A 26,662-nucleotide genomic window follows, 5' to 3' on the forward strand; every position below is an offset into this window, starting at 1 on the left:
TTATGTTGAATTCAGGTTCCAGCAATGGCTTTCAAAGCTTGCTCCTTGAATCAAAATTCGCTGGTGGCAAGGAACGTCTAGCAGTCTCTTTATTGTTTAGTGTGATCGCCGCTGGAATCGCCGGTCTTGTACTTTACGGTGCGTATTATGGTGGCATTACCGCGTTGCTATTGAGATCGTCGTTTTTCTCTTTAGTTGCAGCGGCTGCCATGCTGTTTTATGCGCTGAGATACAAAAGTGTCGTGGGTCGTGGAGCGTTTTATCTATTAGCTCTATTGGCGTTAATTCCTGGACCTTATTTGTGGCATTACTACATTGATATTGTCATGCGTGGCGCTATGTCGGTAGAGCAAGATAGGTTGATCTTTATTGCTCTTATTGTGGTGGTGTTTGTTTTTGTTCGTGTCGCGGTAGGCTGGGCATTGATTACCTTAATGACCCTCGCTTTCCTTTATGCGTACTTTGGCTATTTGATCCCCGGTAAATATGGTCACGGTGGTTATGACATTAGTCGTTTTACCTCAACCCTGATGTTATCGACTGAAGGGGTTTATGGTGTGCCAATGGGGGTCGCCGTTGAATATATTTTCCTATTTGGTTTGTTTGGTGCCATCTTAACTAAGATTGGCACTGGTGAGGTTTTTGTTGATTTAGCCCGTGGTTTGACGGGGCGTGTGCAAGGTGGTCCTGGTTTGTCTGCGGCTTTATCTAGTGCATTGCTTGGTTCGCTTAACGGGAGTGCTGTCGCGAACGTAGTGACCACAGGTACCTTTACCATTCCATTGATGAAACGTGTGGGTTACAGCGCAAAATTGGCTGGTGCTATTGAAGCCGCTGCGTCGTCGGCTGGGCAAATTATGCCGCCAGTAATGGGCGCAGCTGCTTTCTTGATGGCAGAAATGATTGGGATTCCTTATGCTGAAGTTGCAATGGCGGCCTTGGTTCCCGCTCTTTTGTATATTTTAGCCTTGATGATTTCGGTTCGCCTTGAGGCAGGACGTCTTAACTTAGCAAGAGATACAGAAGCGGGCTTACAGTTGTTACTAAGAACTCTGAGAACGAAGAGCTATCTTCTGCTTCCATTGGTAGTTTTGATCGGTCTGATGATTTCAGGCAAGTCACCAACTCAAGCAGCTGTTATGGGGATTCTAGCTGGTTTGCTAGTTTGTCCTTGGAAAAAAGCCACTCGTATAAATGCGCTAGATATTATAGCTGCTTGTAAAGAGACATTGTCTTCAACTCTGCCAATCGTAGCTGCCGTAGCTGCAGCAGGCGTGATTATCGGGATATTGAATTTAACCGGTATGGGTTTGATGTTGTCTGGTTTGATCATTGAACTGGGCGACGGTAATTTGTGGGCTGTCTTGCTGCTCACTGCGTTGGCGTCTTTTGTCTTAGGGATGGGGTTACCGACATCGGCGGCGTATTTATTGCTCGCGGTATTGGTTGCTCCGGCGATGACACAGTTAGGTATGGAAACCTTGTCGGCGCATATGTTCATTTTCTACTTTGGTTTGGTGTCAGCTATTACTCCACCTGTCGCATTGGCCGCTTACGCTGCTTCTACTATTTCTGGAGCAGATCCTAATGAGACGGCGATTGAATCTATGCGTTTGGGTTTTGTAAAACTCTTGGTGCCATTCTTGTTCGTCACTATGCCGGGTATTTTGTTAATCGGAACAACTGCAAGTGTTATCGCTGCGATCTCGTTTGCGACCTTGGCAACTGCATCAATGAGCATCGGTTTTTCTGGCTGGTTACGTGAGAACTTATCTTGGCCTACTCGATTAACCTATGTGGTCACAGCGGTATTAATCGCTTGGCCTGCAGCGGCAACGGACACGTCTATTGCTGTGCTGGGCGCTCGTGTTATCGGTATTGTGTTATTTGCAGGGTTGCTATTCAAAGCAAGCATTCAAACAAAGCCCAATACCATCAAATCTGAAGCTTAATAATTTAGGAAACCAAGCAAACGACACTAAAAAGCGCACATTTCTATAAATGAAATGTGCGCTTTTTTTAATCAATTTTCTTGGTAACTACGCCTCTTTAAGGCAATCCAGTCATCAGCAGCTTAATGCCGTAAGACGCGGTTAATACTGCAATAAAACCGACGCCGTATAAGAGTAAAAACCATTGCCACGATTTGAGCTTGGCGGCTTTTTCTTTCAGGCTTTTTAGAGACATTAGTAGCCCTCCTGATAATCTTCCACCTTGCCAGCAAAGACGCGATAGCCCCATAAGGTATAAGCGCAGATCAATGGCACGAAGATGCAAATTCCCGGCAGCAAGAAGAGCAAGCTACTGTCAGGCGATGCGGCTTCCATAAAGGTTAATTGTCTTGGTATTAGATAAGGGAACAAGCCGACCACAAGCCCCGCGAAGCCTAATAAAAACAAGGTGGCAGCATACCAAAATGGTCGACCTTCATGGTGAACGGTTCCTGTGGCGTGACTGTTTAGATCTTTCCAAGCCAACAATGCAACCACCAAGGTGATAATAGGCAAGGGCGATAACCACAAGAAATTCAAACCAGAGAACCAACGCTGACGAATGTCTACTTGGCTGGCCACTGTCCACAAACTCACGATGACCATGGCTAGAATAGTGATCAATAAGAGGCGTTTGCCTAACTTAGCTGCGTGATCTTGAATGCGTCCGCGACTTTTCATAAACAGATAACAAGCGGCTAATAGAGCATAACCAGCCATTACGGCAAAGCCAGTTAATATAGAAAACGGCGTTAGCCAATGTAGACTGGATAAACTGTCGACACCGACGGGAACGCCTTGAACGATTGAGCCTAGCAACATGCCTTGGCAAAACGCCGCGATGGCAGAACCCGCACTAAAAGCGAAATCCCAATAAGGTCTAGACGTATCGGACTTAAAGCGATATTCGAACGCCACGCCACGAAAGATCAAAGCAAACAGCATCAGCATGATAGGTAAGTAAAAGGTTGAGGTAATGCCAGCATAAGCCGCAGGAAACGCGGCGAATAACACCACGCCCCCAAACACCAACCAGGTTTCGTTGCCATCCCAAACGTGTGAAATAGAACGCATTAAATGATCACGCTCGCCTTCTTGGTTAAACCAAGGGTAGAGAATGCCAATCCCTAGGTCGAAGCCATCGAGTAACACGTACATAAAGATGGCAAAGCCTAAGACAAGGAAGTAGAAAAGGGCCAAATCCATCATTTATCTCCTTGTGCGATTATTGGTTGATCTTTTGTTTTCAGATCTGTCGATTGTTGTTCTTTCGATGTTAGCGACTTCACCCAAGCCAATGCATAGCCCGGCGCTTTCATACCAATCAGTTGCTGCTCTAGTGTTTCCATTGATGGCGGTCCTTTCTTAATCAGCTTACGCATGAAGTAGAGATAAACACCGATCAGCAGACTGTAAATGATGACAAACATGGTTAAGGTAAAGAGCACGCGTTCCGCTGGAAGTGGCGATACTATCTCGGATGTTCTAACCAGGTTATAGACAATCCAAGGCTGACGGCCAATTTCTACCACATACCAACCAGCCAGTACTGCAATGACTCCCATAGGGGTAAATAATGTTACGAGAGACAGGAAGGCTTTGTTTTCATATAAGCGGCCTTTACGGCGTAACAAGAGCGCTAGTGCCGCGATACCCATCATGCCAAAGCCAATACCTACCATGACACGGAAAGACCAAAATACTAACGGTACATTCGGTCTGTCTTCTGGCGGTACCGCTTTTAGACCTTGCACCGCGCCATCCCACGAGTGTGTCAGGATCAAGCTACCAAGGTTTGGAATACCGACTGCATAATCATTCGACTCGGTTTTCATGTTAGGCATAGCGAATAACAATAACGGGACGTTTTCTTCTTCCACTGGCCAAATTCCTTCCATCGCCGCCAATTTGGTCGGCTGATGTTCTTTTACGTTCAAACCGTGCATATCACCGATCCATGCTTGTAGTGGAGTGAGTACCAAGGCAAACCACATGCACATGGATAGGCCTTTTTTTGCAAAAGGAATGTTTTTCTTTTTCAACAAGTAATAAGCGCTGATACCAGCCACCACGAAAGTCGCGGTAATTAATGACGCCACCACCATGTGAGTGAGGCGATAGGGCATTGATGGATTGAAGATGACAGCCATCCAACTTTCGACTTCAAACTTGCCATCGATAATCTTGTAGCCAGTCGGTGTTTGCATCCATGAGTTCGCCACTATGATCCAAAACGCTGAAATCCAAGTACCTATCATAACGGTGACAGTGGCGAAGAAATGCAGCTTGCGACCAACACGTTGCCACCCGAATAGCATGACGCCAAGGAAACCGGCTTCCATGAAGAAAGCGGTCAGTACTTCATAGGCCATCAGCGGCCCAAGTACCGCGCCAGTAATCTCCGAGAATTTGGAGAAGTTGGTGCCAAATTCATAGGACAAAACGATGCCAGAAACCACCCCCATACCGAAGGTTATCGCAAAAGGTTTGATCCAGAATTTAGCCAATTGGAGGTAATAAGGATTATGTGTTTTTAGCCACATGCCTTCCCAAATGGCGATCAGTGTCGCCAAACCAATGGTGATACTGGGGAAAATAATGTGAAAGCTCACAGTAAAAGCAAACTGTATGCGAGATAAGATGGCAACGTCGAGGTCCATAATGGCTCCCTTGGGTATCAATAAGCGTTAAGAGATATATAGATAAGGTTAGGCGTTTCTCTTAATTCTTAGCGTACGCATTTGCTGCAAGGCCAGAGGTAATAGGGCTAAACCTACAATGCTAAAAAGTGCGATGATTTCAGTCATTAAAAAGCCAGTATTCATGATGCTTGTCCTATAAGTTGATAATAGTTTGATATGGATCAAAGATTGCTTTTAGTAGAGCAAAGGACAGGCCAACTATTAATGGAATTTATATCTTTGATTTTAAAAGGAAAATTTATATCTTTGCTTGCGGTGTAAAAAAGGTTTACGATTTTCTCACTTTCAGGTGTAAACGAGGTTTACGATTTTGACGCTTTCATTGATGTTTGAAGTTGCCATGCTGGTGACGAGCGTATGCGGCGTATTGGTAGCGGCTTGGTTATTGTGGCGAGCGCGAAAGCAAAGCGATCTGCAAGCCTTGGCAGGTTTTGCCATTATGATGGCGATTTGGTGCTTTGGACATGTGGTTTTGTTTCAAGGCTACGAGCAAATTGGCATTCATATCATTCTGGCCAACCCGTTGATGCCGACCTTCTTCTTGCACTTTGCGATTCGTTTTGTGAACTCTGGCTCGGTTAAAGAGCCGATGCTAGAGCGCTTATATCAAGTGGTGCCTTGGTTTTATCTGACCAGTTTTGCTGTGGTATTACAAAGCTGGTGGATCGGCGCTGGAGATGCGATTAGTACGCTCGACACGCGTTCCTTTTTTATCTTTACTGAGGCGGGGACATGGAATCTTGCCTATACGGTGTTGATCGGCATCTTGGCTCATGGCGTGCTGTTGTTTGGCTGGTATCGACATTCTGGTAACAAGAAACGCTCCATTCTCGCCATGTTTGGTGTTGGAGCTTGGGGCTTGTTGTTGGCGACCAGCTTTGTATTTCCCTCCTTTGGTATAAGTTGGTTTCCTTACCCTATGTTACTGCTGCCAACTTATTTGCTGTTGCTGGTCTACGCGGTGGTGCGTTATCAAATTTTATCGGTGAATGCGTTCGCCAATCGGGCCTTGCTTTGGGTTGCCATGATGCTGGTAATTCTCTGTGTCATCGCAGTGATCAGTGTGGTGTCTGGACGAATTGGTTTACAGGCGTTAGCGAATGTTCCCAGTTGGCAGCTTTGGTTGTATTCCCTATTTATCTTGGTTGTCGCGGCTGTCATTTATCAGCCTTTGAGTCGTTTGGTTTCTCGGCTTATTTATCCTGGCGCTTTATTAAATGAAGCTGTGTTGGATACTTGGTCAACCCAGCTTAAAGAAGCGCAAGATTGGCCGCAATTGATCGCTATTGGTGAGCGTTTACTTTCTCTACAGATAAGGCGTAGTGTGGCAATTCAGCTGCAACGTTCTGCTTATCCCGTTAAGGAGCAGAATGATGCCTTGGCAATTCGAGTGTCTCGGTCAGATTCTGATTGGCACTTTGTATTAATCGGTTGGGAAGATGCCAGCCCTGGCATGCGTTTGACGGCGGAAGTGTTTGCATCCTTGTTTTCGACCAGTTGTGGTTTGCTTGAAAGGTCGCTGGCCTTGGCTGCGGCAGAACGAAAACGCATGGACGAACAGCATCTGGTTGAGTTGGGCAGTTTGTCAGCAGCAATGGCCCACGAGCTACGCAATCCACTTAATATAATTTCAATGGCGGCCTATGACGCGCCAGCCGAAACGCGTCAGCATATTCAGACTCAGCTTAAACGCGCCGATCGTTTGGTGAGTGATATGTTGGTGTATTCCGGTGGCTTGACGTTACAAGTTGTCGCTACACCGTTACGATCTTTAATAGCGAGTATTCTGGCGCAGGCTCAGCTAGAAGGTGTGGCGGTTGAGCTAGATATAAATGAAACAATAGAGCTGGATGCTGACCCACAACGATTACAACAGGTGTTTATCAATCTCATTGATAACGCCGTGTCTTTTTTGCGCAATATGCCAGATGGCAAGTTATCTATTGAAGCTAAAGAACAAGATCAACAGATAGTCATCCAAGTGCATAACAATGGGCCCGCTATCGACCCAAGTCTACAAGATGAGGCTTTGTTCCAACCATTTGTGACTAAGCGAGCAGGCGGCAGTGGTCTTGGTTTAGCAATAGTACGCCGTATTGTTGATGCTCATGGCGGGAAGATTAGACACCGTTCCGATTCGATTTGGCCGGTGACATTTGAGCTTATTTTACCTCGCCATTTTTCTGGCGCTGCGATTTCAAATAGAGAATTTCATGACACAAAATAAAATATTACTGGTCGACGATGAACCAGCGTTTCGCGAACTGGCTAGTCGTTGGTTGGCGAATCAAGATTATCATGTGAAAACGGCGGGTAGTTTAGACGAAGCCCGAAGTACTTTGGCATCGTTTGATGCGGATTTAGTGCTATTAGACTTGTCCATGCCGCCGCATTTTGATCCGCAAGTAACCTTGGGCGCTATGGATGAATTTGCTGGTCGTCCGGTGATTATTATTACTGGCCATGCGGATCGTGACTTGGCGCTTAAAGCCATCGAGCTTGGCGCATGGGATTTTATTGCCAAGCCGATTGACCCAGATATGTTAGCGGTTGTAGTGCGCCGAGCGATCACCAAAACCACCTTAGAACGAGAGCTGACTCAGCTCAAGCAAGTTAGTCATTCTTCCCAAGGTGCGTCTGCGTATATCGGTCATTCGATGAGTTCGCAAAAGGTCAGGGCGCTGGTGGAGCGAATCGCACCGACGGATGTACGGGTCTTGGTGACTGGGCCATCGGGAACCGGTAAAGAAGTGATTTCGCGCACCTTGCATGACTTGAGTCATCGCGCAGCCAAGCCGTTTGTTTCTGTGCATTGCGGCGCGATTCCTGCTGATTTATTAGAAAGCGAGTTGTTCGGTTACGTGAAAGGCGCGTTTACTGGGGCGGAAAAAGACAAAGTCGGTTTATTGAGTTTGGCCGATAGCGGTACCTTGTTTTTGGATGAAATCGGCGAAATGCCATTAGCTATGCAGGTCAAGTTGCTGCGGGTGTTGCAGGAAGGTACCTTCTTTCCTGTGGGAGGACGAGAGCAGAAGCACATCGACATTCGAGTGATCTCTGCGACCAATGCAGACTTACTTGAAAAAGTCCGAGAAGGTAGTTTTCGAGAAGATCTGTATTACCGCATTAAGGGTGTCAATATTGAAACCCAAGCGCTGTCGGAGCGACTCGAAGATGTTCCTGTGTTGCTACAGTCATTTCTACAGCGCTTGCAAAGTCAGCAAACTAAGCAATTACAGCTTAGCCCCGAAGCTGTGCAATGGTTTCGTGATCAGCCTTGGTCTGGTAACGTGCGTGAGTTGAAAAATACGCTAGAAAGCGTGGCTTCTATTTGTCCACAAGGACGAATTACCATGGAAGACATTCAACTATTGTACCCAAATGGCGAGAAAATTCGCCCAACGTCGGTTAATTTGCCAACAAGTGACGCTTCGCTGGATGAGCAGGTGCGTGACCTTGAAATTCGTTTGATTACCCAAGCCTTAGAGAAGAATCAAGGCAACCGCACCCAAGCGGCTAAGCAGTTGGGGATTTCTCGACAAGGGTTGATTAAGAAAATCGAGCGCTATGGGTTGTGAAGATTCTCAGAGATGAATTTTTTCTTGATTGGAGTCAATGCTTTCTTTGGTTCATGGCGTTGTTATTTATAGCAAGAAAATTGTTTTGTTTTTGTCATGAGTTGCGGTGTAGTATTTGACGATAACTTTACAATAAGAATGAATAATAAGGACGTTATTATGAAGTGGCAAAGTCTATCCATTAGAAGTCGCATGTTCTCTGTTCTTGCTGTGTTGCTTGTTGTTAGTACTGTTGTTTCTGTCAGTACTCAGGCTCTTTCCACACTAGACACAGAGCTAGAACAGTTAAAAAAAGAAGTTTTACCAACCCATCTCAGTAATCTAGCCTCGCAAATCAGTACAGAAATTACTCCGTTAATTACAGCCTCTCATCTGATGACAAACGACAACTTCGTTGAAGATTGGGTGAGTAAAGGTGCGCCAGATAACCAGATTGCGTTCATAGAAGCTAAGCTGAAATCCGTGAAAGAGATCGCAGGAAGTGACTCGACTTTTTATGTATTAAATGGCCCAAATGGTTTGGAATATTTTGGCTATGAGAAAGACTTTTTTAGGACGCCGTTATCAGACTATCCATACAAAGAGTTTTATCCAAACTTCTTGGCTACGGGTCATGACTATGAATTGAATTTGCAGTATGAAAATTCGATGCTGTTTATTAACTATCGTAGTGATTCTATGGATCCGAATACCAATAAACCTTTTTCGGTAGCTGGCTTAGGAATTAATGCCGATAAGCTGATTAATATGGTTCAGAAGCTCCAAGTCGGTCAGCAGGGCCGTGCGATGTTGGTAACAAGTGATGGTGTGATTCAAGCGAAAGGCGATTCTCCATTTATGGAGTTAATCGACAAAAATCATATTGTTAACCTATTGGGTAATAAAAGCGAGGTGGTGTTGGATGATGTGACCATTAATGGACAGGTCTTTTATCTTGGTTCTTTGTGGGTTCCAGTGTTAGACAGATTCATTATGCTCGCGGTGCCGAAACAGCAGATCATGGCGCCGATTTATTCTCAGTTACAGAATGCGTTTCTCTACTCTATCGTTTTTATTCTAATTTCTCTGCTCATTCTTCATTTCGTTATTGGCTCGCTGACTCGTCCTATTGTCGCTATTGGCAAGGATGTTCGTTATGTTTCTGATAACTTAGATCTCAATTATCAAATTAAAAGTTCTGACAAGGCTGAAATTGGTGGTTTGGCTGACGCGGTTAACTCTTTGCTATCAACTTTGAAAAGTTCGCTTTTGACTGTGAATGATGCTGTTAAAACGACCGATGGTGCTATTGCTGGTTTGCATCAACAGGTGGATGAACTTTCTCAAGCCTCTGAGGCTGAGAAGCAATCGGTGGATCAGATCTTTAACTCTACCCAAGACATCACTGAGCAGAGTGCGCAGGTAAAAGATTTAGCCACCAAAGCGGGTGAGTTGTCGGATCAAAGTAATGCCGAGCTTCAGCAAGCGAATAAAGAAGTTCAGAGCAGTTTGATATTCCTCGAAGCACTGGAAGTCGATATGTTGCAAAGCAAATCCAGTTTGACCGAGTTGAATGAAAATATAGAGAAGATTGTCTCTGTTTTGGATGTGATCAGCTCGATTTCAGAACAGACCAATTTGCTTGCTCTTAATGCGGCAATCGAAGCGGCTCGGGCGGGCGAGCATGGTCGCGGTTTTGCGGTAGTGTCGGATGAAGTTCGTATGCTTTCGCAACGAACCAGCGAATCCACCAATGAAATTCAAAGTATCATTACTCAGCTGAGAAGTGCATCGACTCAAGTGACATCGCAGATGGATGTTGCCTGTGAGAAAAGTATTCAGACCCTAGACAGTCAAAAGCTGGTGTCAGAAAAAGTAAATACGCTTGATGCCTTCTTGCAGCAACTATTCGATATGAATGAGCAGGTCGCCGAGCGGGCGGGTATTCAAAATGCTTCTGTGGAGGATATTAACCAACATTTATCTATGTTGGCGGCACAAAGCGAGCAGACAGCCGAATTATTCAATCAAAGTCGAGCAGCAACCAATGCCATTGGTGAAGAGATGAGACACCTAAAAGATAAAGTCGAGTTGTTCAAAGTGACGTGATGGCATTTAATGGTCTGTACCAAGTCTTATTTATTGAGCTTGGTACAAACTTACTGGAGCATATTGTTAGATTTGACTTGATGTTACGTCACACGAAATGACTCCATCCTGCACCCTTACCGAAATAGCATCACCTTTTTTAACGTCCTTAACGGAGCGAATCACTTGCTTGTCTTTTGATGCAATGGCGTAGCCTCTAGCCAAAGTATTAAGCGGGCTGACGAGGTTGAGTTTGTCGACGATGCGTGCAAAGGCTGTTTGCTTGTTAGTTAGGGTGTTGCTCAATGCACGAGCCAGTCGAGCGTCGGTGTCTTTGAGCTTTTGTCTGTCTTGATCGACACGACGAGTCGGGCTGTTTCTTTCTAGGCGATGAGCCAAATTCGTGGTTTGGGTTTGTTGCTCTAATATTTTGCGCTGCATGCTTTGTTGCAAACGGCGTTTGAGTTGTTCAAGTTGATTCTGTTGTTGCTCGATTCGTTCTTTTGGATGGCGAATACGTTTGGTCATGAAGTCGAGCTGTTGCTGACTTTGTTCGAGAATGCGAGACATGCGTCGAACCAGTTGCTTTTCTTGCTGTTCAATTTGTCTAATCAATTGATTACGGTCTGGGCTTAAAAGCTCAGCGGCAGCCGTCGGTGTGGCGGCGCGAACATCGGCGACAAAGTCCGCAATAGTGAAATCTGTTTCATGACCTACGGCAGAAACAATAGGAGTTTGGGCAGCAAAAATTGCTCGTGCCAAGGTCTCATCGTTAAAACTCCATAAGTCTTCTAGCGAACCGCCACCGCGACCGAGAATAATCGCGTCAAAGTGTCCGCTACCATCAGCTCGCTGTAATTGTCTTAGGATGTTTTTGGCAGCGTCCTGGCCCTGTACCAAAGAGGGCAGAATTGTCAGTTCAGTTAATGGGAAGCGTCGACGGAAGGCAATGATCATATCGCGCACCGCAGCACCAACCGGTGAAGTGATGATTGCAACACGCTCTGGTTTTGTGGGCAGTTGTTTTTTGTGTTCCGGCGCGAATAGGCCTTCGGCTTGTAAGTTGTTTTTTAGTCGCTCAAACGCTTGTTGCAATGCGCCTTCGCCAGCAGACTCCATGCTTTCGACGCTGAGTTGGCAGTCGCCTCTTGGGCCGTAAAAAGTGACGCGAGCACGTAGACGAACCATGTCGCCATCTTTGGGCTTAAAGCGTACAGCGGCATTTTTGCCTTTAAACATAGCGCAGCGTATTTGAGCTTTGTCATCCTTGAGGGAAAAGTACCAATGTCCTGAGCTCGGCTTGGCGAGATTGGAGATTTCACCTTCCACTAAAATCCACGGCAAACTGGCTTCAAGTAGTTGTTGTATTTGTCTATTTAGCTGCGATACGGTAAAAGCCGTTTCTTGTGGCGCTGAAGTTGTAAAATTTTTCATCAATCTCTCGTGGTTTTGATTTACCGAATGCAACTATTGGAGTAGAATTACTTGCCATCTTAACACCCTTGTTGGCATTGGAAACTCCCCATTATGTTACGAATCGTGCAAGAAGCTTTAACGTTTGACGACGTATTGCTTATCCCCGGCTATTCCGAAGTTCTTCCTAAGGATGTTAGCCTCAAAACGAAAATCACTAAAGACATTGAGTTAAATATTCCGCTTACGTCTTCAGCGATGGATACCGTTACTGAACATCGCATGGCGATTGCTCTGGCTCAAGAAGGTGGCATAGGCATTGTGCACAAAAACTTGACCATTGAAGAGCAAGCTCGTGAAGTGCGTCGTGTGAAAAAATTCGAAAGCGGCATCGTTCGTGATCTTGTTACCATCAATCCTGAAGCCAGCGTTCAAGAGCTAATGGATTTGACGGCTGCGAACAGCATTTCAAGTGTTCCAGTTGTTCAAGGTACTGACTTGGTTGGTATCGTAACAAGCCGTGATGTGCGTTTTGTTAAAGACTACGATAAAAAAGTCTCTGACATTATGACACCAAAAGATCGCCTAGTGACGGCGCTTGAAGGTGCTTCATCTGGTTCTATTCGCAAGTTGCTCCATGAAAATCGCATTGAAAAAGTGCTGATTGTGAATGAGCAGTTTGAATTGCGTGGCATGGTTACTGTAACCGACTTTAATAAAGCCACTACCTTCCCTAACGCTTGTAAAGACGATCAAGGTCGTTTGCGTGTTGGTGCCGCTGTTGGTACTGGCGCAGATACTGGCGATCGAGTGAAAGCTTTGTCTGATGCTGGCGTTGATATCATTGTTGTGGATACGGCGCATGGTCATTCTAAAGGTGTTATTGACCGTGTTCGTTGGGTAAAAGAAAACTTCCCACACATTCAAGTGATTGGCGGCAATATTGCGACGGCTGAAGCGGCAATTGCCCTTGCTGATGCTGGCGCTGATGGCGTGAAAGTGGGTATCGGTCCAGGCTCTATCTGTACAACTCGTATTGTGACAGGTGTTGGTGTTCCTCAAATCAGTGCTGTGGCAAATGTGGCTGAAGTAATGAACCCTCGCGGCATTCCTGTAGTCGCTGATGGCGGTGTACGTTTTTCTGGTGATATCAGTAAAGCCATTGCTGCTGGCGCAAGTGTTGTCATGGTTGGCGGTATACTTGCTGGTACAGATGAAGCGCCGGGTGAAGTTGTTTTATTCCAAGGTCGTTCTTTTAAAGCATACCGTGGAATGGGTTCGCTAGGCGCAATGTCGCAATCTCAAGGCTCAAGTGATCGCTACTTCCAGGATTCAAGCAGTGTTGAGAAATTGGTTCCTGAAGGTATAGAAGGTCGTGTTCCTTCTAAAGGTCCGATGGCTGCGGTTGTCCATCAGTTGATGGGCGGGGTTCGCTCTTCCATGGGCTACACTGGTTCGCCAGATGTTGAGACAATGCGTACGAAAGCACAGTTCTCAAAAATTACAGGCGCAGGCATTCGTGAAAGTCATGTCCATGATGTGACGATTACAAAAGAAGCGCCGAATTATCACGCTGGTTAATCCAAGATAATTTGATACTGAGATGGGGCGTACAACACGCCCCATCTTTATTTACTGCTCTTACTATTTATTGATTACTTCTACGAAAAGATTTGTCTCTTAAGTAGAGTGAAAGGAATGGCTAATAATGTCGCAAGATATCCACGCTCATAAAATTCTTATTCTTGATTTCGGTTCTCAGTACACTCAGCTGATTGCGCGTCGCGTTCGTGAAATTGGTGTTTACTGTGAAGTTCGTGCTTTTGATATGGAAGATCAAGACGTTATCGACTTCGATCCTAAAGGTATCATTCTTGCTGGTGGTCCTGAATCCGTTCCTGAGCCCGGTTCTCCTCGTGCGCCAGAAGCAGTATTTACATTGGGCGTGCCGGTATTTGGTATTTGTTACGGCATGCAAACCATGGCAGAGCAATTGGGCGGTAAAGTTCAAGGTTCTGAAATTCGTGAGTTTGGTTACGCACAAATTCGTAAGCATGAAGGCCCAGCATTGTTCGATGAGATCCAAGATCACATTGCAAACAATGGCGTTGCCTTGCTTGATGTATGGATGAGCCACGGCGATAAAGTGATTGAAATGCCAGAAGACTTCACTTTGATGGCATCTACGGATAGCTGCCCAATCGCAGCGATGGCGAACGAAGCTAAGAAATTCTACGGTGTACAATTCCACCCAGAAGTAACGCATACGTTACAAGGTGGCCGTATTCTATCTCGTTTCATCGTAGATATTTGTGGATGTGATACTTTGTGGACACCGGCAAACATTGCACAAGATGCGATTGAACGCATGCAAGAACAAGTTGGCGACAAAAAAGTTCTTCTAGCTCTTTCTGGTGGCGTGGATTCTTCTGTTGTGGCGGCATTGCTTCATAAAGCGATTGGTGACCAATTGACTTGTGTCTTTGTCGACAACGGCTTGCTTCGTTTAAACGAAGGTGATCAAGTAATGAAGATGTTTGCAGACAACATGGGGGTGAAAGTTATCCGTGTTGATGCAGAAGACTTGTTCCTTGGTAAGTTGGCTGGCGAAAACGACCCTGAGAAAAAACGTAAGATCATTGGTAATACCTTCATTGAGATCTTCGATGAAGAGTCATCTAAATTGGATGGTATTGACTTCCTTGCGCAGGGCACGATTTACCCTGACGTAATCGAATCTGCGGCTTCAAAAACTGGCAAGGCTCATGTTATCAAGTCTCACCACAATGTTGGTGGTCTACCTGATGATATGAAAATGGAGTTGGTTGAACCACTTCGTGAATTGTTTAAAGACGAAGTGCGTAAGTTAGGTCTAGAGCTAGGTCTTCCTTACGACATGGTTTACCGTCATCCGTTCCCAGGGCCAGGTCTTGGTGTTCGTATCTTGGGTGAAGTGAAAAAAGAATACGCAGACATTCTTCGTCGTGCGGATGCTATCTTCATCGAAGAGCTACGCCGTTCTGGTTGGTATGATAAAACAAGCCAAGCTTTTGCCGTCTTCTTACCAGTTAAATCTGTTGGTGTAGTGGGCGATGGCCGTCGTTATGAATACGTTGTTGCGCTTCGAGCCGTTGAAACCATCGATTTCATGACAGCGCGTTGGGCTCACCTTCCTTACGAATTGCTAGAAACCGTATCTGGTCGCATTATTAACGAAATCGAACACATCTCACGCGTGACGTACGACGTGTCTTCTAAACCACCTGCGACGATTGAGTGGGAATAATTCAGCTAAGTACGTCTTAACTGAATAAATAGAAACACCTAAAAACCCGCTTCGTTTGAAGCGGGTTTTTTTATTGCCTGAAGGAAATAGGTAGTAATTGTCGTATTCCAAAAGGGGGCAAACGCTTGTTAAGGCGAGAAGCCAATATTTTCCTGTGAATAGGCTCGTCATACTTACTATCAAATTACTTTTCTAGTCATTCCCGCGAAGTCGGGAATCCAAGTCGCAAAAATACAACGGCTTCCGTTATTATCAAAAACTAAAGAGTTTTTTATGACACTTTAGCAGTCAAAAAGGCTGGATAAACCAAAGTGGTGGCTTTGATTGTATTGAATGAAAGCTTACTGGATTCGATCAGTAAGCTTTCTCGTGTTATCAATAAGGTCGTTATGTTTTTTGTATCATGACCTTCTCGAATTTGAAAAACTCTTCTTCACTCGAGTCACTGGTATCATGGGGATCGGTGCTACGGGCTTTTTCATTCTTTTCTAAGTGGTTCTTGTTGAAGAATTCTACAATCTGAAAACCACACTTATTGACATAGAAGTGAATGTTTCGTTTCTCGAAATAGGGTGTAACGGTGCTCCATACCTTAGTGTCAGGATAGGTCGCTTCAATGGTTTTCCAAGTCGCTAGGCCGAAGCCTTTGCCATGGTGTTTGGGATAGATAAAGAATAGATCCAAGCTGTTGTGCTGGGTATCTTCATTAATCTTCAGCACTACGCCTCCTATCTTTTCTTGTCCGTAAAAAATGTGTCGTATTACCGCACCTTGGGCGTTAAAAGATTCGTTTATATCGTCGTCAGAGGGAATGGGTTCACTGCCAAACTGACTAAATTGATCGACCAAAGCAGCAGTAAAGGTTTCTTGTAGCTCGGTTTTAAAGGTGCTGAGCTCATCTCGACTTACGGGTAATAAATGTATTTTTGTCTTATTCATAGTTCCAATCTACCGCCTAAGGCTTTGTATAAGAAAACAGCATTATTCAATTCTTGCTGTTTAAGGTCTAGTAAGGTTTGTTTGGCTACATACAGTTGTCGCTGGGCATCCAACAATTCCAAGCGTCTTTCTATGCCCGCTTGATAACGTAGGTTGGATAGTCTGGCTCTGCGTTCAGCGGCGGAGACGACTTTCTTTTGTGCAGTCGTTTGTAGTTGATACGTTTCGCTACCAACCAGTCCGTCGGCCACTTCTTTAAACGCTGTCTGAATGGCTTTTTCATATTCGGCAATCGTTGTTGATTTGCGCACCTTCGCTAGGGCCAACTCGGCGTCGAGCTTACCACCTTGAAACAGGGGGAGGTTAATTTGCGGTGCAAATGACCAAGTGGCATTATCCGAGCCAACTAAGCTTTTCATATCTTGGCTGGCATAGCCGATGGAGCTGGTCAGTGAGATACGCGGGAAATAGGCGGCTCGTGCTACACCAATGTCTTCGTTTGCGGCAATCAAGTTCTGCTCTGCTTGCAAAATGTCGGGACGATGTAACAGCAAGTCGGAGGGCAGACCCGGTGACAACGAGGTGGCTACCGCTTGATCAGAGAATAAGTCTGATGCCGGTAGGTTGGTGGGAATGTCAGCGCCGACTAGTAGTCGCAGTAAGTTCTTTGCCTGGGATAAGCTCCTTTGATTGGCGATGAGAGTCGCTTCGGCGCTTGCTACCTGCCCCTCCGCTTGCGCCACATCCAGCTCGCTGCCTTGATTCGCTTTGCGTAATTGCAAGGTTATCTTGAGTGATTGCTGCCAATCCGTAAGTGTGTTTTCTGCCAATGTTAGTTGCTCATAGGCGATTTGCTCCGCGAAGTAGGCTTCACTGATGGCGCTGATCAACGCCATTTGTGCAGCTTGATGCCCATAGTCACTTGCTAAGTAACGGGCAAAAGCCGCCTTTGACATGGAACGAGCGCGTCCGAACAAATCGATTTCGAAGGCGCTGATACCAAGGCTGAGACCACTCTGTTTTTGTATTTGGGATGTATTTTCACCGCCGTCCGTGGTGACTGAACGCTGTTTGGTGCTATCCAATGTAACGCCAATATTGGGCAACCGTTCTGCTCGTGCTATGCCGTATTGGGCTTTGACAGCGTCCACATTTAACGTGGCAATACGTAAATCTCGGTTGTTGGCTAATGCCAATTCGATAAGCGCTTGTAAGCGCTTATCACGGAACATGTTACGCCATCCTAGGTCGGAAATAGTGTAGGATGAAGGTGTGCCAACACTATTTTGGTTGGCAAAGTTTTCTGGTATCGGCGCGGCTGGCTTGGTTAACTCTGGGGTTAAAGAGCATCCCGCCAGCAATACCGTCATAACAATAACAAGAGAACGCATAGTATTAACCTTTAAAGTCTGTTGGTGGTGTCTTATTAGAGTTTGTCCAAGATGCCAATCGCTCTTGAATGCTCATTACGAATACGAAGAAAGCGGGCACAAAATAAATAGCGAGCAGAGTCGCGCTAATCATGCCTCCAAATACACCTGTACCGATAGCGCGTTGCGTTTCTGCACTGGCACCGCTGGCAAGCATCAAAGGCAAAACTCCTAGAGTAAAGGCAAGGGAAGTCATTAAGATGGGCCGCAGACGTAACTTAGCCGCTTTAATCGCAGATTCTGCCAAGCTGAAACCTTGCTCGCGTAATTGCTTGGCGTATTCCACGATTAGGATCGCATTTTTTGCAGACAGACCAATGACGGTGATCATGCCCACTTTGAAGAACACATCGTTAGGCATATCTCGTAAAACAACCGCCAGCACAGCACCCAGCAAGCCTAATGGCACGACGAGCATGACGGATAAAGGAATCGACCAGCTCTCGTACAGTGCCGCTAACACTAAGAACACCACCAACATAGATAGCGCCATCAACATGGGAGCTTGTTGGGCGGATTGACGTTCTTGCAATGCTTGTCCTGTCCACGCAATGGCATAGCCTTGTGGTAATTGCTTAGCCAGTTGCTCTATCTCTGCCATGGCTTGACCGCTTGATACGCCAGCCGCAGCACTACCTGCAATGCGGATGGCTGGATAGCCTTGAAAACGAAGCAATTGTGGGATGGACTCTGACCAAGACGGTGTCACCAGCTCCGATAGTGGCACCATGCCACCACTACTGTTGCGTACGTGTAGACTCAGAATGTCATCAATTTGCATTCTCGCTGAGGGCTCAGTTTGCATAATGACTTGTTGCATTTTACCTTGATTTGGAAAGTCATTAATGTAGGTCGAGCCTGCTGCTGAAGACAAGGTTTCACTAATATTGGTAAACGACACGCCTAATACCTCGGCTTTCTGACGATCAATCTCCAAGTGAATGCTGGTTCCGGCAGGTAAGCCATCGGTATAAAAGTCCTTTAACAATGTGCTCTTTTGAGCAAGATCTATCATTTGAGACTCAGTATTTTTTAACTGCTCGTAACCTTGGTTCGCGCGGTCTTGTAAGAAAAAGCTTATGTCAGAGTTGGTGCCTAATTCTTCAATAGACGGCGGCAACATCTGCATGACAGAGCCTTCTTTAACATCAGCCATGGCTGCTTCTGCAAGTTGTAGCTCATTCTGTGTTGAGGTGCCGGAGCGGTGATCCCAGTCTTTTAACATGGTAAAACTTTGTGCGGCATTTGTTCCTGAGCCGGAAAAACCAAATCCAATGACGGTCATCGTTGATTCAATTGCAGGGCGACTGAGTACATGCTCTTCAAACTTTTCTACCACGGCTAATGTGCGCTCTGTGGTGGCGTCGGCCGGAAGCTGGATACTGGTCATAAAGTAGCCTTGGTCTTCTTCTGGTAAGAAGGAAGACGGTAGCTGTCGGTAGATAAGAATCAAAATGGCGCACAAGACCACAAAGATCAGCATCATGAAGCCTTTACGACTCACAAAGGCACCAACTTGTGTTTCATAGCGGTTATTCATACGACTAAAACTGCGGTTAAACCACTGGGCAAAACGTGTCTGCTGATGATGGCCTTTGACTGGTTTGAGTAAAGTGGCGCACAAAGCTGGCGTAAGTGTCAGAGCCAAAAAGGCGGAGAACAGAATAGATACGGCCATAGATAAACTAAACTGTTTATAGATGGCGCCCACCGAGTCACTAGCAAACGCCATGGGGATGAATACTGCGGTGAGCACCAGTGTGATGCCAATAATGGCTCCCGTGATTTCTTTCATGGCTTTGATGGTCGCTTCTTTCGGCGATAAGCCTTCCTCGGCCATTATGCGTTCCACATTTTCTACTACCACAATGGCATCGTCGACAATGATGCCGATGGCTAACACCATACCAAACATGGTTAACACGTTGATAGAGAAGCCTGTTAACAGCATGACGGTGAAAGTGCCCAGCAAAGCGATGGGAGCCACAATGGCGGGAATTAAGGTATAGCGAATACTCTGCAAAAACAGATACATAACCAAAAAGACTAACACCATGGCTTCGAGGAGCGTGGTGATCACCTTGTTGATGGAAACCTTAACGAAAGGCGCTGTGTTAAATGGGGTCGAATAGGACATGCCCGCTGGTAAGGTTTGACTTAGCTCCGCCAAACGCTTCTCTACCGCTTCGGCCGTTTTGACCGCATTTGCTCCCGGTGTGAGTTGGATGGCCGCCGCGGTTGCTGTTTTGCCATTTTCTCGATTCAAAAAACCGTAGGACTGAGAACCTATCTCGACCTTGGCAACATCGCTGAGCAAGACTTTTGAGCCGTTACTGTTAGCGCGCAGAATGATATTGGCAAAATCTTGCACGCTGGTTAACTGGCCTTGTGCTGTTAGGGGGAGCGTGACTCGTTGGCCCTCTACTGTTGGTGCTGTACCTATGCTTCCAGGGGTGATCTGTGTATTTTGTTCAGTCACCGCTTGGCTAATGTCATTCATTGTCAAACCCAGTGAATAGAGCTTGTTTGGGTCTACCCAAATGCGCAGCGCTTTTTCTGCTCCAAAAGACTGGACGCGTCCGACACCCTCTATAAGACGTAATTCTTTTACCAGATTACGAGCTAAGTAGTCGTTTAGGGCAATTTCATCATAGCGATTGTCGTCGGATTTTAATCCCACAATCATAAGAAAGTTGGAGGTAGCCGACTCTATGGTTAAGCCATCTTGGCGTACGGCCCTTGGTAGGCGAGACTCCACCGCTTTCATTTGGTTTTGTACGTCAATTTGTGCTAAATCAGGGTTTGTTCCTGGCTTAAATGTGACCGTGATTGAGGCCGAGCCAGAGCTGTCGGCAGAGGACTCGAAATACAGCAAGTTTTTGACGCTGGAGAGCTCTCCTTCCAGCAGACTTAGCACTCCATCATTCATTGCCTGTGGGCTGGCACCTGGATAGGTTGCCATAATGTTCACGGTAGGCGGTGCAATAGAAGGGTAGCGGGATATTGGCAACTTTGGAATCGCAATACAGCCAAACAAAATAATGAAAAGCGCAATAACCCAAGCAAACACTGGACGCTGTATAAAAAATTGGGACATAAATTTCAGACTCTCTAATAATCTTAATCAGTGGGTCACAGGTGCGGAAGGAGCGTCGAACTCTTTCCATGGGTGTTGATTGACGAGCATACCGTCCTGAAGCCTATCCATTCCTTCGATGACGATGATATCTCCGACTTCTATTCCATCTTGTATGTGATATTGCCCCTGGATGAGTTCCCCCAGTGCTATCGGCTGAAAGTGAGCAAAGTTTTTCTCATCAATACGCCAAACATGAGGTACACCCGACAGATGCATAACGGCTTGCTGTGGAACCATCAGTGCATTTTGGTAACTTGAATGGAGAACTTTTGCTCTGATAAACATGCCTGGTAACAGTAGGCGTTGAGGGTTATCAACCAGTACGCGTAGCAAAACATCGCCTGTGCTCACGTCGATATTAATGCCGGAGAATAAAGCCTGACCTTTGATAGGATAGGGTTGGCCGTTACTGTGCAAAATTTCGATTGTTGCGCCTGATGCATTCGATTCACCCGCCGAATTTGCCGCTAAGGCTTCACGTGTTGCTTGAAACGAGGTAGCGGGGCGACGAATATCCACAAACACTTGATCAATCTGCTGGATACGCGCCATGGGGCTTGTATCTGTGCTACTGACTAATGTCCCTTCACTTACTAAAGCTTGCTCAATGCGACCTGATATGGGGGCTGTCACGTTGGCAAAGGTCACATCAAGCTGACGACGTGCCAGAGTTGCTTTTGCAACAGCAATATCGGCTCCCGCTTGGTCACGGAGTAACACGGCATCGTCATAATCCTGACGACTGATAGCATCGGCGGCTAGCAGTGGTTTGAGGCGCGTGACTTTGTCGTCAGCCAATTTGAACGTAACCTGTGCTCTCAATAAGTTGGCTTTGGCCGTGTCGGCTTCTGCCACAAAAGGGGCTGGATCAATCTGAAATAGTGATTGGCCTGCTTTTACTTCTGCCCCTTGTTTGAATAGCCTTTGTTGTATGATCCCCGTTACTTGTGGGCGAATGTCAGCTGTGCGTACGGCCATGACTCGGCCAGGAAGTGTTTCATATATCTCAAGAGGCGTAGGCTCTACTTTAATCGTTGACACTAAGGGAGTGGGTATTGTTAATTCGATCTCATCCTTGTCTTCTTGATTCGACTGATGACAACCGACCAACAAGCTAATTATCAAGATATGTAAGCCACTACATACACATGTATTTATCTTTTTCACTGCGCTATCCTTTGGGGAAATGAACGTAAAAGCGTTTAAGTAATTCAATTGTTCGTGAGTTTACTATTTGTGTGTGGAGGTTCTGCTGAGTGAATGTGGAGGTTTGATGGAGGGGCATTTGTTTTCTGAAAATCACAAGGTTATGTCTAAGTCTGATCAAGAAGGCCCAGATCATCGTCAAGCATTGGTTCTGATCGTGGAGGATGAGTTGGAAATTGTTGATATTTTATCGGCTTATCTGACGCGTAATAACATGCGTGTCCTTCATGCTGGTGATGGACAACAGGCGCTTGAACTTCATGCTTCTATTCAGCCGGATCTGATTTTGCTGGATATCCAGATGCCGAAAAAGGATGGTTGGGAAGTGTTGTCTCAGTTACGACAAAATAGTAACACCCCCGTCATTATGCTTACGGCGATGGATCAAGATTTGGATAAACTGATGGCACTTCGAATTGGCGCAGACGATTATGTCGTGAAGCCCTTTAATCCGGCGGAAGTGGTGGCGAGAGTGCAAGCTGTTTTACGACGTACTTTAGAGGTTAACTCCTCTGCAAAGAGTAAGACATTGCGTGCAGATCCTTTTGAAGTGGATTTGGAAAGCCATGACATAACCGTTTATGTTAGCGGCGAAGCGCATTCACTTGCGTTGACATTAACCGAATTTAGGCTCTTAACTCATTTCATTCGTTCACCGAAACGCGTGTTTACCCGAGAGGAGCTATTGGTCTCTTGTTTACCAGAGGGGGATGCTCTAGAGCGAACAGTGGATAGTCACATTAGTAAAATTCGTAAAAAACTCGATGCTTTTGGGGTTCATGGTGTGCCCGCTGGAGTTCGTGGTGTTGGTTACCGCTTGAAAGGTGACTCATGAAATTAAGTGGTTTGAGTCGTCAAATTGCTTTTTCAATGATAAAAATAGCCATTGGATCCGCTTTATTGGTCACCATAGGGTCGTTTGTTTTTTATTATCTATGGGAAGCGTACTGGCCTAACGTGCTGCCGAATGAGGAAAACCTTGCCCCAACAGGACCAGAGTGGTTGTGGATTTTATTAACCTTAGTAATAGTTATTTTATTGGCAATCAATGTCGCCATTCGGTTATCCCAGCGCATATTGGAGCCTTTAAATTTGGTTGCCGAAGGGATCCGAAGAATTGCCGAAGGGGATCTCAATTATCGCGCCCATGTCGGGGATCGATCTCTTGGTGAAGCCGCTTTATTGGTTGATGACCTAAATTTGTTGGCAGAAAAGCTGCAGCGTATGACCGAAGAGCACACTTTTTGGAATGCGGCCATTGCCCATGAATTAAGAACCCCTGTGACCATTTTACGAGGACGACTACAAGGCTTGGCAGAAGGGGTGTTTACGCCAGATGAAGCCCAATTTGTTAGACTTTTGGTTCAAGTGGAAGGGTTGTCGCGTTTAATTGAAGATCTTCGTGTTATTAGCTTAATGAACAGTGGTGAGTTAAAAGTTAACTTAGAAGAAACCCAGTTATCGGACGAAATCAAGCTGCTTACCGATTTATCCGCTAATATGCTTAAAGAGGCAGGTCAGCATGTGGTGCTAAATTTAACGAGATTGCCTGTAATTTGTGACCCTACTCGAATTCGTCAGGCTTTGTTAGCGATATTGGAAAATGCCAGTAAGTATGCTCTTCCGGGGGAAATAATCATCACGTCTGCACTTAAAGATGAGGATTGTTACTTGTCTGTGGCAGATTCTGGGCCGGGTATTCCGTTGGAGTTGCTACCACATGCATTCACGGCTTTTCGCAGAGCCAAAGACAATACTAAAAACGGTAGCGGGTTAGGTCTCGCTGTGGTCGCGGCCATAGCAAAAGCGCATGGCGGAAATGTTAACTGCTACCTAAATGAAAAGGGTGGGACGGTAATCGAGCTATGCTGGCCATCTTAAACAGAAATTATTGCCTTTGGTGACACAGTGTCATTGGATTTATAGCCACCACTGTTAATGGTTTGCGCTGTTACTTTTTATCTGAACTGGGTGAGCGATAGATAAAGGTCAATGACGGACACAACATGACGAGTAAATAAAGGGTCCGATAGTAAGGTGCGTAGTCGTCCTAGAACTCGGCTCATGGCGGATTGGCTTAGGTTTAAGCGAGCAGCAGCTTTGCTGACACTGCACTCCTCAACGAGGATTTGCAACGCCACTAACAGGTTTAAATCCCGACGATAGCTTTCTTCTACTTTCATACCTAGCCTGAAACAATGGAATAATCTTGGCGGTGTAACCAGTAAATGTCGGAAAACACCCTTTAGGTTGGAGATTATACTCTGTCAAAGCCTTCAGGCTTGGTCTTTCCTAGACGTAATTTTGCCTATTCCCCCATGGTTTAAACAGCCAGATTAATGTTAAAGAAAATATCCCGCAAATAAGGTCAGGCCAAAGCCCATTAAAATGGCGCCGGCCACTCTTTCAATTATGTGTATGTAGGCTTTTAAATAGGTTTGAACCTGGGGGCGACCGATGGCGGTTGCGATAAATAAGTCCCAAAACAGCACCACAAGGAACATCCATACGCCGCAAGAGATTTGTTGAATCAATGTCACCTCACTGCCAAGGATGACTGTCATTAAGCTCATATAAAATAAAGCGTTTTTAGGATTGAGTAGAGCAGAGTTTAATCCGAGGATGAGTTGGTGCATGGCGGAGGGTGGCGTCTCTTGACCAGTTTCCAGTAGTGCGTTGTTTTTTCTGCTGCGTAGGAGTTTTTGCCCAACCCATAAAAGGTAAATGGCACCAGCGGCTTGAATCAATGCAAAAGCCATTTGATTATCTCGAAGATTTGCCCATCCCAGTATAACGAGTGCGATATAAATCGCATTACCTAGGGCGACGCCAAGACAGATAAACCGACTGCCTTGTAATCGATGGCGGATAGAGTGGGCAATAATTAGGAAAAAGTCCTGTCCTGGGCTTAATAACGCGACGAAGTGAGCCAGTGCTAATGCAGGAAAAGCCGCAGGAAGAAGGGTTGCGAGTGACATAACAAGTTACCTATAGATTATTTTTTCCAACTATAGGCTTTGGGTGTCAGGGAATATTGTCGAAAATTGACGTTCCTTGTTGATATTGGCGAGGCGTTGAAGCGGTATAATTCACAAAGGTGCGATGTAGTTGGCTTTGATCTGAAAAGCCAACTTCCGCGGAGACATCCACAATGCTCATTCCTTGTCTCAATAAAATCTTAGCTTGTTCAATCCGATTATTATTAAGAAAGGATTTTGGCGTGATGCCGTAATGCTTTTTAAAACGGCGGATTAATGTTTCCGCAGGTTTGCCAAGCTCTTTCGCTATGACATCAAGGGACGGAGCCTGTGTTATATCTTGTAAGAGTCGAGTTTTTAGCTCACTGGCTAAATGGCTTTCGTCCTCATGTTCCAGAATAGGAGAGCAATAGCGGCTGACTAGGCTAAAAACCTGCCTTTCTAAGCGGCTTGCTGTTTCCTCGTTGTCTTGATTTAACACGGCATGGATTATCTCCGACAATTTTATCTCATTGCCTAGGGCTGGTAGTAAATTGTGCTGGCAGTCGTATTTTTTGATCTCGTAACCATAGAGTTTCGATAACAAGTGGCAGCACCATGTGTTGTCGATATAGAGCATGTGGTAACTGCGTGGCTGACCCTGCAAGGGATTACAGGAGTGAACGACGTTGGGTTCAATAAGAACCATGTCCGCTTTTTCAAGCATCATCTCATTGTTTGGTAGGGTTAACAGTGTTGTACCTGACTCAATGATGCCAATGGATAGTTCGGAGTGACAGTGTGTTTTATAGCTTTGCGTGCTGTTTTGAGTTGTGCGTATTGTAAGGAATGGAATACCCTTGCTACTCCAAAAATGCTGATTAACATTACGAACCGTATCCATCACAAAGCAAAACTCCAAATCAAGGCTCTAATGATCCTATTGCACCAATTGGTTTTGCGCAACCGCCTAGGGCACTCTTAACGTTGGTGTCTGTTTAAGGTCTATGAAAATACCTTTCCTTATATGAGAGTGGTTGTTTTAGATTGTGATGGTTCCCATAAAAAAATTCTGGAGTTCTGTTGTGAAATTTCCAACACCCTTAATAGAAGGGAAATTGATTAAGCGCTATAAGCGTTTTTTGTCTGATATCGAATTGCCAAACGGTGACGTTGTGGTGGCTCATTGCCCAAATACGGGCTCCATGAAACGATGTCAGCAGGATGGGGCTCGTGTTTGGCTATCTAAAAGTGATAACCCAAAGCGTAAGCTGGCTTACACCTGGGAGCTGGTGGAAGTCGACGCTCAGTATCTAGCGTGTATTAATACCGGTTACCCAAATAAGTTGGTTGGTGAAGCCATTGTCAATGGTGTGGTGAAAGAACTTGCTGACTACCCTGAACAAAAAGCGGAAGTGAAATACGGTGAGAAAAGCCGTATTGATTGGTTGCTCACAGGCAATGATGGTCGTAAGTGTTACGTGGAAGTGAAAAACGTCACCTTATTAGAAGAGGACGGTTTGGGGTATTTTCCCGATGCGGTGACGGATCGTGGTCGCAAACACTTATACGAACTGGCGAAAATGGTTGAAGAAGGTCATCGAGCAGTAATGTTCTTCTGTGTGAGCCATACTGGAATAAGTTCTGTTACGCCTGCTGCTCATATAGATAAAAAGTATGTAAAAGCATTTGTTGAAGTGGTTGAGAAAGGAGTAGAGGTTATTGCCTATCAAGTGGCGATCGATTCCCAAGAGATGAAAATTGTGCGTTCGGTACCCGTGGTTATGCCTGATCTATGAGAGTAACCAGCTTGTTATTGTGTTGTTTTGGTTATTTAACAACCAAAAAGAGCGTTCTTTGATGGTTTTATGAACGAATACCCTTTTATTTAAAATAAATTGAAAGAAAATGTCGAAAAGGGTTGCACAAAATCTGTAGATCCTTAATATACGCC

General features: G+C 45.5%; 20 protein-coding genes. 9 read left to right on the forward strand and 11 right to left on the reverse strand.

All coding sequences use genetic code 11. The features are described 5' to 3' along the window. The first annotated feature begins 2 nt into the window (after window positions 1–2). Window positions 3–1,952 carry a TRAP transporter permease gene (locus tag KPL72_RS19370; protein ID WP_219704115.1) on the forward strand — a complete coding sequence of 650 codons (1,950 nt, stop codon included), beginning with the start codon at window positions 3–5 and terminating at the stop codon, window positions 1,950–1,952. Window positions 1,953–2,049: 97 nt separating this feature from the next. On the opposite strand, the gene KPL72_RS19375 is transcribed toward KPL72_RS19370, so the two are convergent. Genes KPL72_RS19375 through KPL72_RS19385 form a run of 3 tightly spaced genes read right to left on the reverse strand, consistent with a single transcriptional unit; the run spans window position 2,050 to window position 4,651 of the window. Next, the gene (locus KPL72_RS19375; protein WP_212916839.1) at window positions 2,050–2,187 is read right to left on the reverse strand and encodes a hypothetical protein; all 138 of its coding nucleotides are present in this window, start codon (window positions 2,185–2,187) and stop codon (window positions 2,050–2,052) included. Further along, entirely contained in the window at window positions 2,187–3,200 is a 1,014-nt protein-coding gene (gene cydB / locus KPL72_RS19380) for a cytochrome d ubiquinol oxidase subunit II (RefSeq protein WP_249422359.1), read from the reverse strand. The genes KPL72_RS19375 and cydB overlap by 1 nt, the downstream gene beginning before the upstream one ends. Continuing rightward, window positions 3,197–4,651, reverse strand: coding sequence for a cytochrome ubiquinol oxidase subunit I (locus KPL72_RS19385; protein ID WP_219704116.1), 1,455 nt, complete (start codon window positions 4,649–4,651; stop codon window positions 3,197–3,199). The genes cydB and KPL72_RS19385 overlap by 4 nt, the downstream gene beginning before the upstream one ends. Window positions 4,652–5,003: 352 nt before the next feature. Between KPL72_RS19385 and KPL72_RS19390 the strand changes: the two genes are divergently transcribed. From KPL72_RS19390 to KPL72_RS19400, 3 genes are all read left to right on the forward strand, one after another. Further along, on the forward strand, window positions 5,004–6,920 hold the full coding sequence (locus tag KPL72_RS19390; protein WP_249422360.1) for a sensor histidine kinase: 1,917 nt from the start codon (window positions 5,004–5,006) through the stop codon (window positions 6,918–6,920). Next, complete coding sequence (locus KPL72_RS19395) at window positions 6,907–8,271, forward strand: sigma-54-dependent transcriptional regulator (RefSeq protein ID WP_219704117.1); 1,365 nt, start codon at window positions 6,907–6,909, stop codon at window positions 8,269–8,271. The genes KPL72_RS19390 and KPL72_RS19395 overlap by 14 nt, the downstream gene beginning before the upstream one ends. A 159-nt stretch (window positions 8,272–8,430) precedes the next feature. Beyond that, entirely contained in the window at window positions 8,431–10,359 is a 1,929-nt protein-coding gene (locus KPL72_RS19400) for a methyl-accepting chemotaxis protein (protein WP_219704118.1), read from the forward strand. Between the two features lie 66 nt (window positions 10,360–10,425). Here KPL72_RS19400 and xseA read toward each other — a convergent pair whose 3' ends face one another. Next, window positions 10,426–11,772, reverse strand: coding sequence for an exodeoxyribonuclease VII large subunit (xseA, locus tag KPL72_RS19405; protein WP_219704120.1), 1,347 nt, complete (start codon window positions 11,770–11,772; stop codon window positions 10,426–10,428). A gap of 93 nt (window positions 11,773–11,865) precedes the next feature. Here xseA and guaB point away from each other — a divergent pair, with 93 nt between their 5' ends. Further along, window positions 11,866–13,332, forward strand: coding sequence for an IMP dehydrogenase (gene guaB / locus KPL72_RS19410; protein WP_212916834.1), 1,467 nt, complete (start codon window positions 11,866–11,868; stop codon window positions 13,330–13,332). A 127-nt stretch (window positions 13,333–13,459) separates the two neighbouring features. Further along, window positions 13,460–15,037: a glutamine-hydrolyzing GMP synthase gene (gene guaA / locus KPL72_RS19415; RefSeq protein WP_219704122.1), complete on the forward strand. Its 1,578-nt coding sequence runs from the start codon at window positions 13,460–13,462 to the stop codon at window positions 15,035–15,037. Between the two features lie 387 nt (window positions 15,038–15,424). On the opposite strand, the gene KPL72_RS19420 is transcribed toward guaA, so the two are convergent. From KPL72_RS19420 to KPL72_RS19435, 4 genes are read right to left on the reverse strand one after another with little or no spacing between them, the layout of a single operon-like run. Continuing rightward, a complete protein-coding gene (locus KPL72_RS19420) occupies window positions 15,425–15,976 on the reverse strand; it encodes a GNAT family N-acetyltransferase (protein ID WP_084122631.1) in 552 nt (183 codons plus the stop codon). Next, window positions 15,973–17,367: an efflux transporter outer membrane subunit gene (locus tag KPL72_RS19425; RefSeq protein WP_072841985.1), complete on the reverse strand. Its 1,395-nt coding sequence runs from the start codon at window positions 17,365–17,367 to the stop codon at window positions 15,973–15,975. The genes KPL72_RS19420 and KPL72_RS19425 overlap by 4 nt, the downstream gene beginning before the upstream one ends. A 4-nt stretch (window positions 17,368–17,371) precedes the next feature. Beyond that, window positions 17,372–20,503, reverse strand: a complete 3,132-nt coding sequence (locus KPL72_RS19430) for an efflux RND transporter permease subunit (RefSeq protein ID WP_072841984.1) — start codon at window positions 20,501–20,503, stop codon at window positions 17,372–17,374. Window positions 20,504–20,530: 27 nt separating this feature from the next. After that, window positions 20,531–21,712 (reverse strand): efflux RND transporter periplasmic adaptor subunit, encoded by a 1,182-nt coding sequence (locus tag KPL72_RS19435; protein ID WP_072841982.1) that lies wholly within the window; start codon window positions 21,710–21,712, stop codon window positions 20,531–20,533. Between the two features lie 118 nt (window positions 21,713–21,830). On the opposite strand from KPL72_RS19435, the gene KPL72_RS19440 reads away from it, so the two are divergent. Together KPL72_RS19440 and KPL72_RS19445 are read left to right on the forward strand one after the other, a co-directional pair. Continuing rightward, window positions 21,831–22,586, forward strand: a complete 756-nt coding sequence (locus KPL72_RS19440) for a response regulator (RefSeq protein WP_232728931.1) — start codon at window positions 21,831–21,833, stop codon at window positions 22,584–22,586. Further along, window positions 22,583–23,632 carry an ATP-binding protein gene (locus tag KPL72_RS19445; RefSeq protein ID WP_072841980.1) on the forward strand — a complete coding sequence of 350 codons (1,050 nt, stop codon included), beginning with the start codon at window positions 22,583–22,585 and terminating at the stop codon, window positions 23,630–23,632. The genes KPL72_RS19440 and KPL72_RS19445 overlap by 4 nt, the downstream gene beginning before the upstream one ends. A 77-nt stretch (window positions 23,633–23,709) precedes the next feature. On the opposite strand, the gene KPL72_RS19450 is transcribed toward KPL72_RS19445, so the two are convergent. From KPL72_RS19450 to KPL72_RS19460, 3 genes are all read right to left on the reverse strand, one after another. Next, window positions 23,710–23,934, reverse strand: coding sequence for a LysR family transcriptional regulator (locus KPL72_RS19450; protein ID WP_219704124.1), 225 nt, complete (start codon window positions 23,932–23,934; stop codon window positions 23,710–23,712). A gap of 159 nt (window positions 23,935–24,093) precedes the next feature. Continuing rightward, window positions 24,094–24,729, reverse strand: a complete 636-nt coding sequence (locus tag KPL72_RS19455; RefSeq protein WP_219704125.1) for a LysE family translocator — start codon at window positions 24,727–24,729, stop codon at window positions 24,094–24,096. A 46-nt stretch (window positions 24,730–24,775) separates the two neighbouring features. Then, window positions 24,776–25,612: an AraC family transcriptional regulator gene (locus KPL72_RS19460; RefSeq protein ID WP_219704131.1), complete on the reverse strand. Its 837-nt coding sequence runs from the start codon at window positions 25,610–25,612 to the stop codon at window positions 24,776–24,778. 181 nt (window positions 25,613–25,793) lie between these two features. Between KPL72_RS19460 and sfsA the strand changes: the two genes are divergently transcribed. Beyond that, window positions 25,794–26,507 (forward strand): DNA/RNA nuclease SfsA, encoded by a 714-nt coding sequence (gene sfsA / locus KPL72_RS19465; protein ID WP_219704127.1) that lies wholly within the window; start codon window positions 25,794–25,796, stop codon window positions 26,505–26,507. Window positions 26,508–26,662 lie beyond the last annotated feature (155 nt).

Source organism: Marinomonas lutimaris, from assembly GCF_019426345.1.
GTDB lineage: Bacteria > Pseudomonadota > Gammaproteobacteria > Pseudomonadales > Marinomonadaceae > Marinomonas > Marinomonas lutimaris.

Coding starts and splice junctions, on each gene's coding strand:
- KPL72_RS19375 (WP_212916839.1), bottom strand. CDS start 2,187: ATGTCTCTAAAAAGCCTGAAAGAAAAAGCCGCCAAGCTCAAATCGTGG.
- KPL72_RS19400 (WP_219704118.1), top strand. CDS start 8,431: ATGAAGTGGCAAAGTCTATCCATTAGAAGTCGCATGTTCTCTGTTCTT.
- KPL72_RS19460 (WP_219704131.1), bottom strand. CDS start 25,612: ATGGATACGGTTCGTAATGTTAATCAGCATTTTTGGAGTAGCAAGGGT.
- KPL72_RS19450 (WP_219704124.1), bottom strand. CDS start 23,934: ATGAAAGTAGAAGAAAGCTATCGTCGGGATTTAAACCTGTTAGTGGCG.
- xseA (WP_219704120.1), bottom strand. CDS start 11,772: ATGAAAAATTTTACAACTTCAGCGCCACAAGAAACGGCTTTTACCGTA.
- guaB (WP_212916834.1), top strand. CDS start 11,866: ATGTTACGAATCGTGCAAGAAGCTTTAACGTTTGACGACGTATTGCTT.
- KPL72_RS19420 (WP_084122631.1), bottom strand. CDS start 15,976: ATGAATAAGACAAAAATACATTTATTACCCGTAAGTCGAGATGAGCTC.
- KPL72_RS19385 (WP_219704116.1), bottom strand. CDS start 4,651: ATGGACCTCGACGTTGCCATCTTATCTCGCATACAGTTTGCTTTTACT.
- KPL72_RS19445 (WP_072841980.1), top strand. CDS start 22,583: ATGAAATTAAGTGGTTTGAGTCGTCAAATTGCTTTTTCAATGATAAAA.
- guaA (WP_219704122.1), top strand. CDS start 13,460: ATGTCGCAAGATATCCACGCTCATAAAATTCTTATTCTTGATTTCGGT.
- KPL72_RS19425 (WP_072841985.1), bottom strand. CDS start 17,367: ATGCGTTCTCTTGTTATTGTTATGACGGTATTGCTGGCGGGATGCTCT.
- KPL72_RS19430 (WP_072841984.1), bottom strand. CDS start 20,503: ATGTCCCAATTTTTTATACAGCGTCCAGTGTTTGCTTGGGTTATTGCG.
- KPL72_RS19395 (WP_219704117.1), top strand. CDS start 6,907: ATGACACAAAATAAAATATTACTGGTCGACGATGAACCAGCGTTTCGC.
- cydB (WP_249422359.1), bottom strand. CDS start 3,200: ATGATGGATTTGGCCCTTTTCTACTTCCTTGTCTTAGGCTTTGCCATC.
- KPL72_RS19455 (WP_219704125.1), bottom strand. CDS start 24,729: ATGTCACTCGCAACCCTTCTTCCTGCGGCTTTTCCTGCATTAGCACTG.
- KPL72_RS19370 (WP_219704115.1), top strand. CDS start 3: ATGTTGAATTCAGGTTCCAGCAATGGCTTTCAAAGCTTGCTCCTTGAA.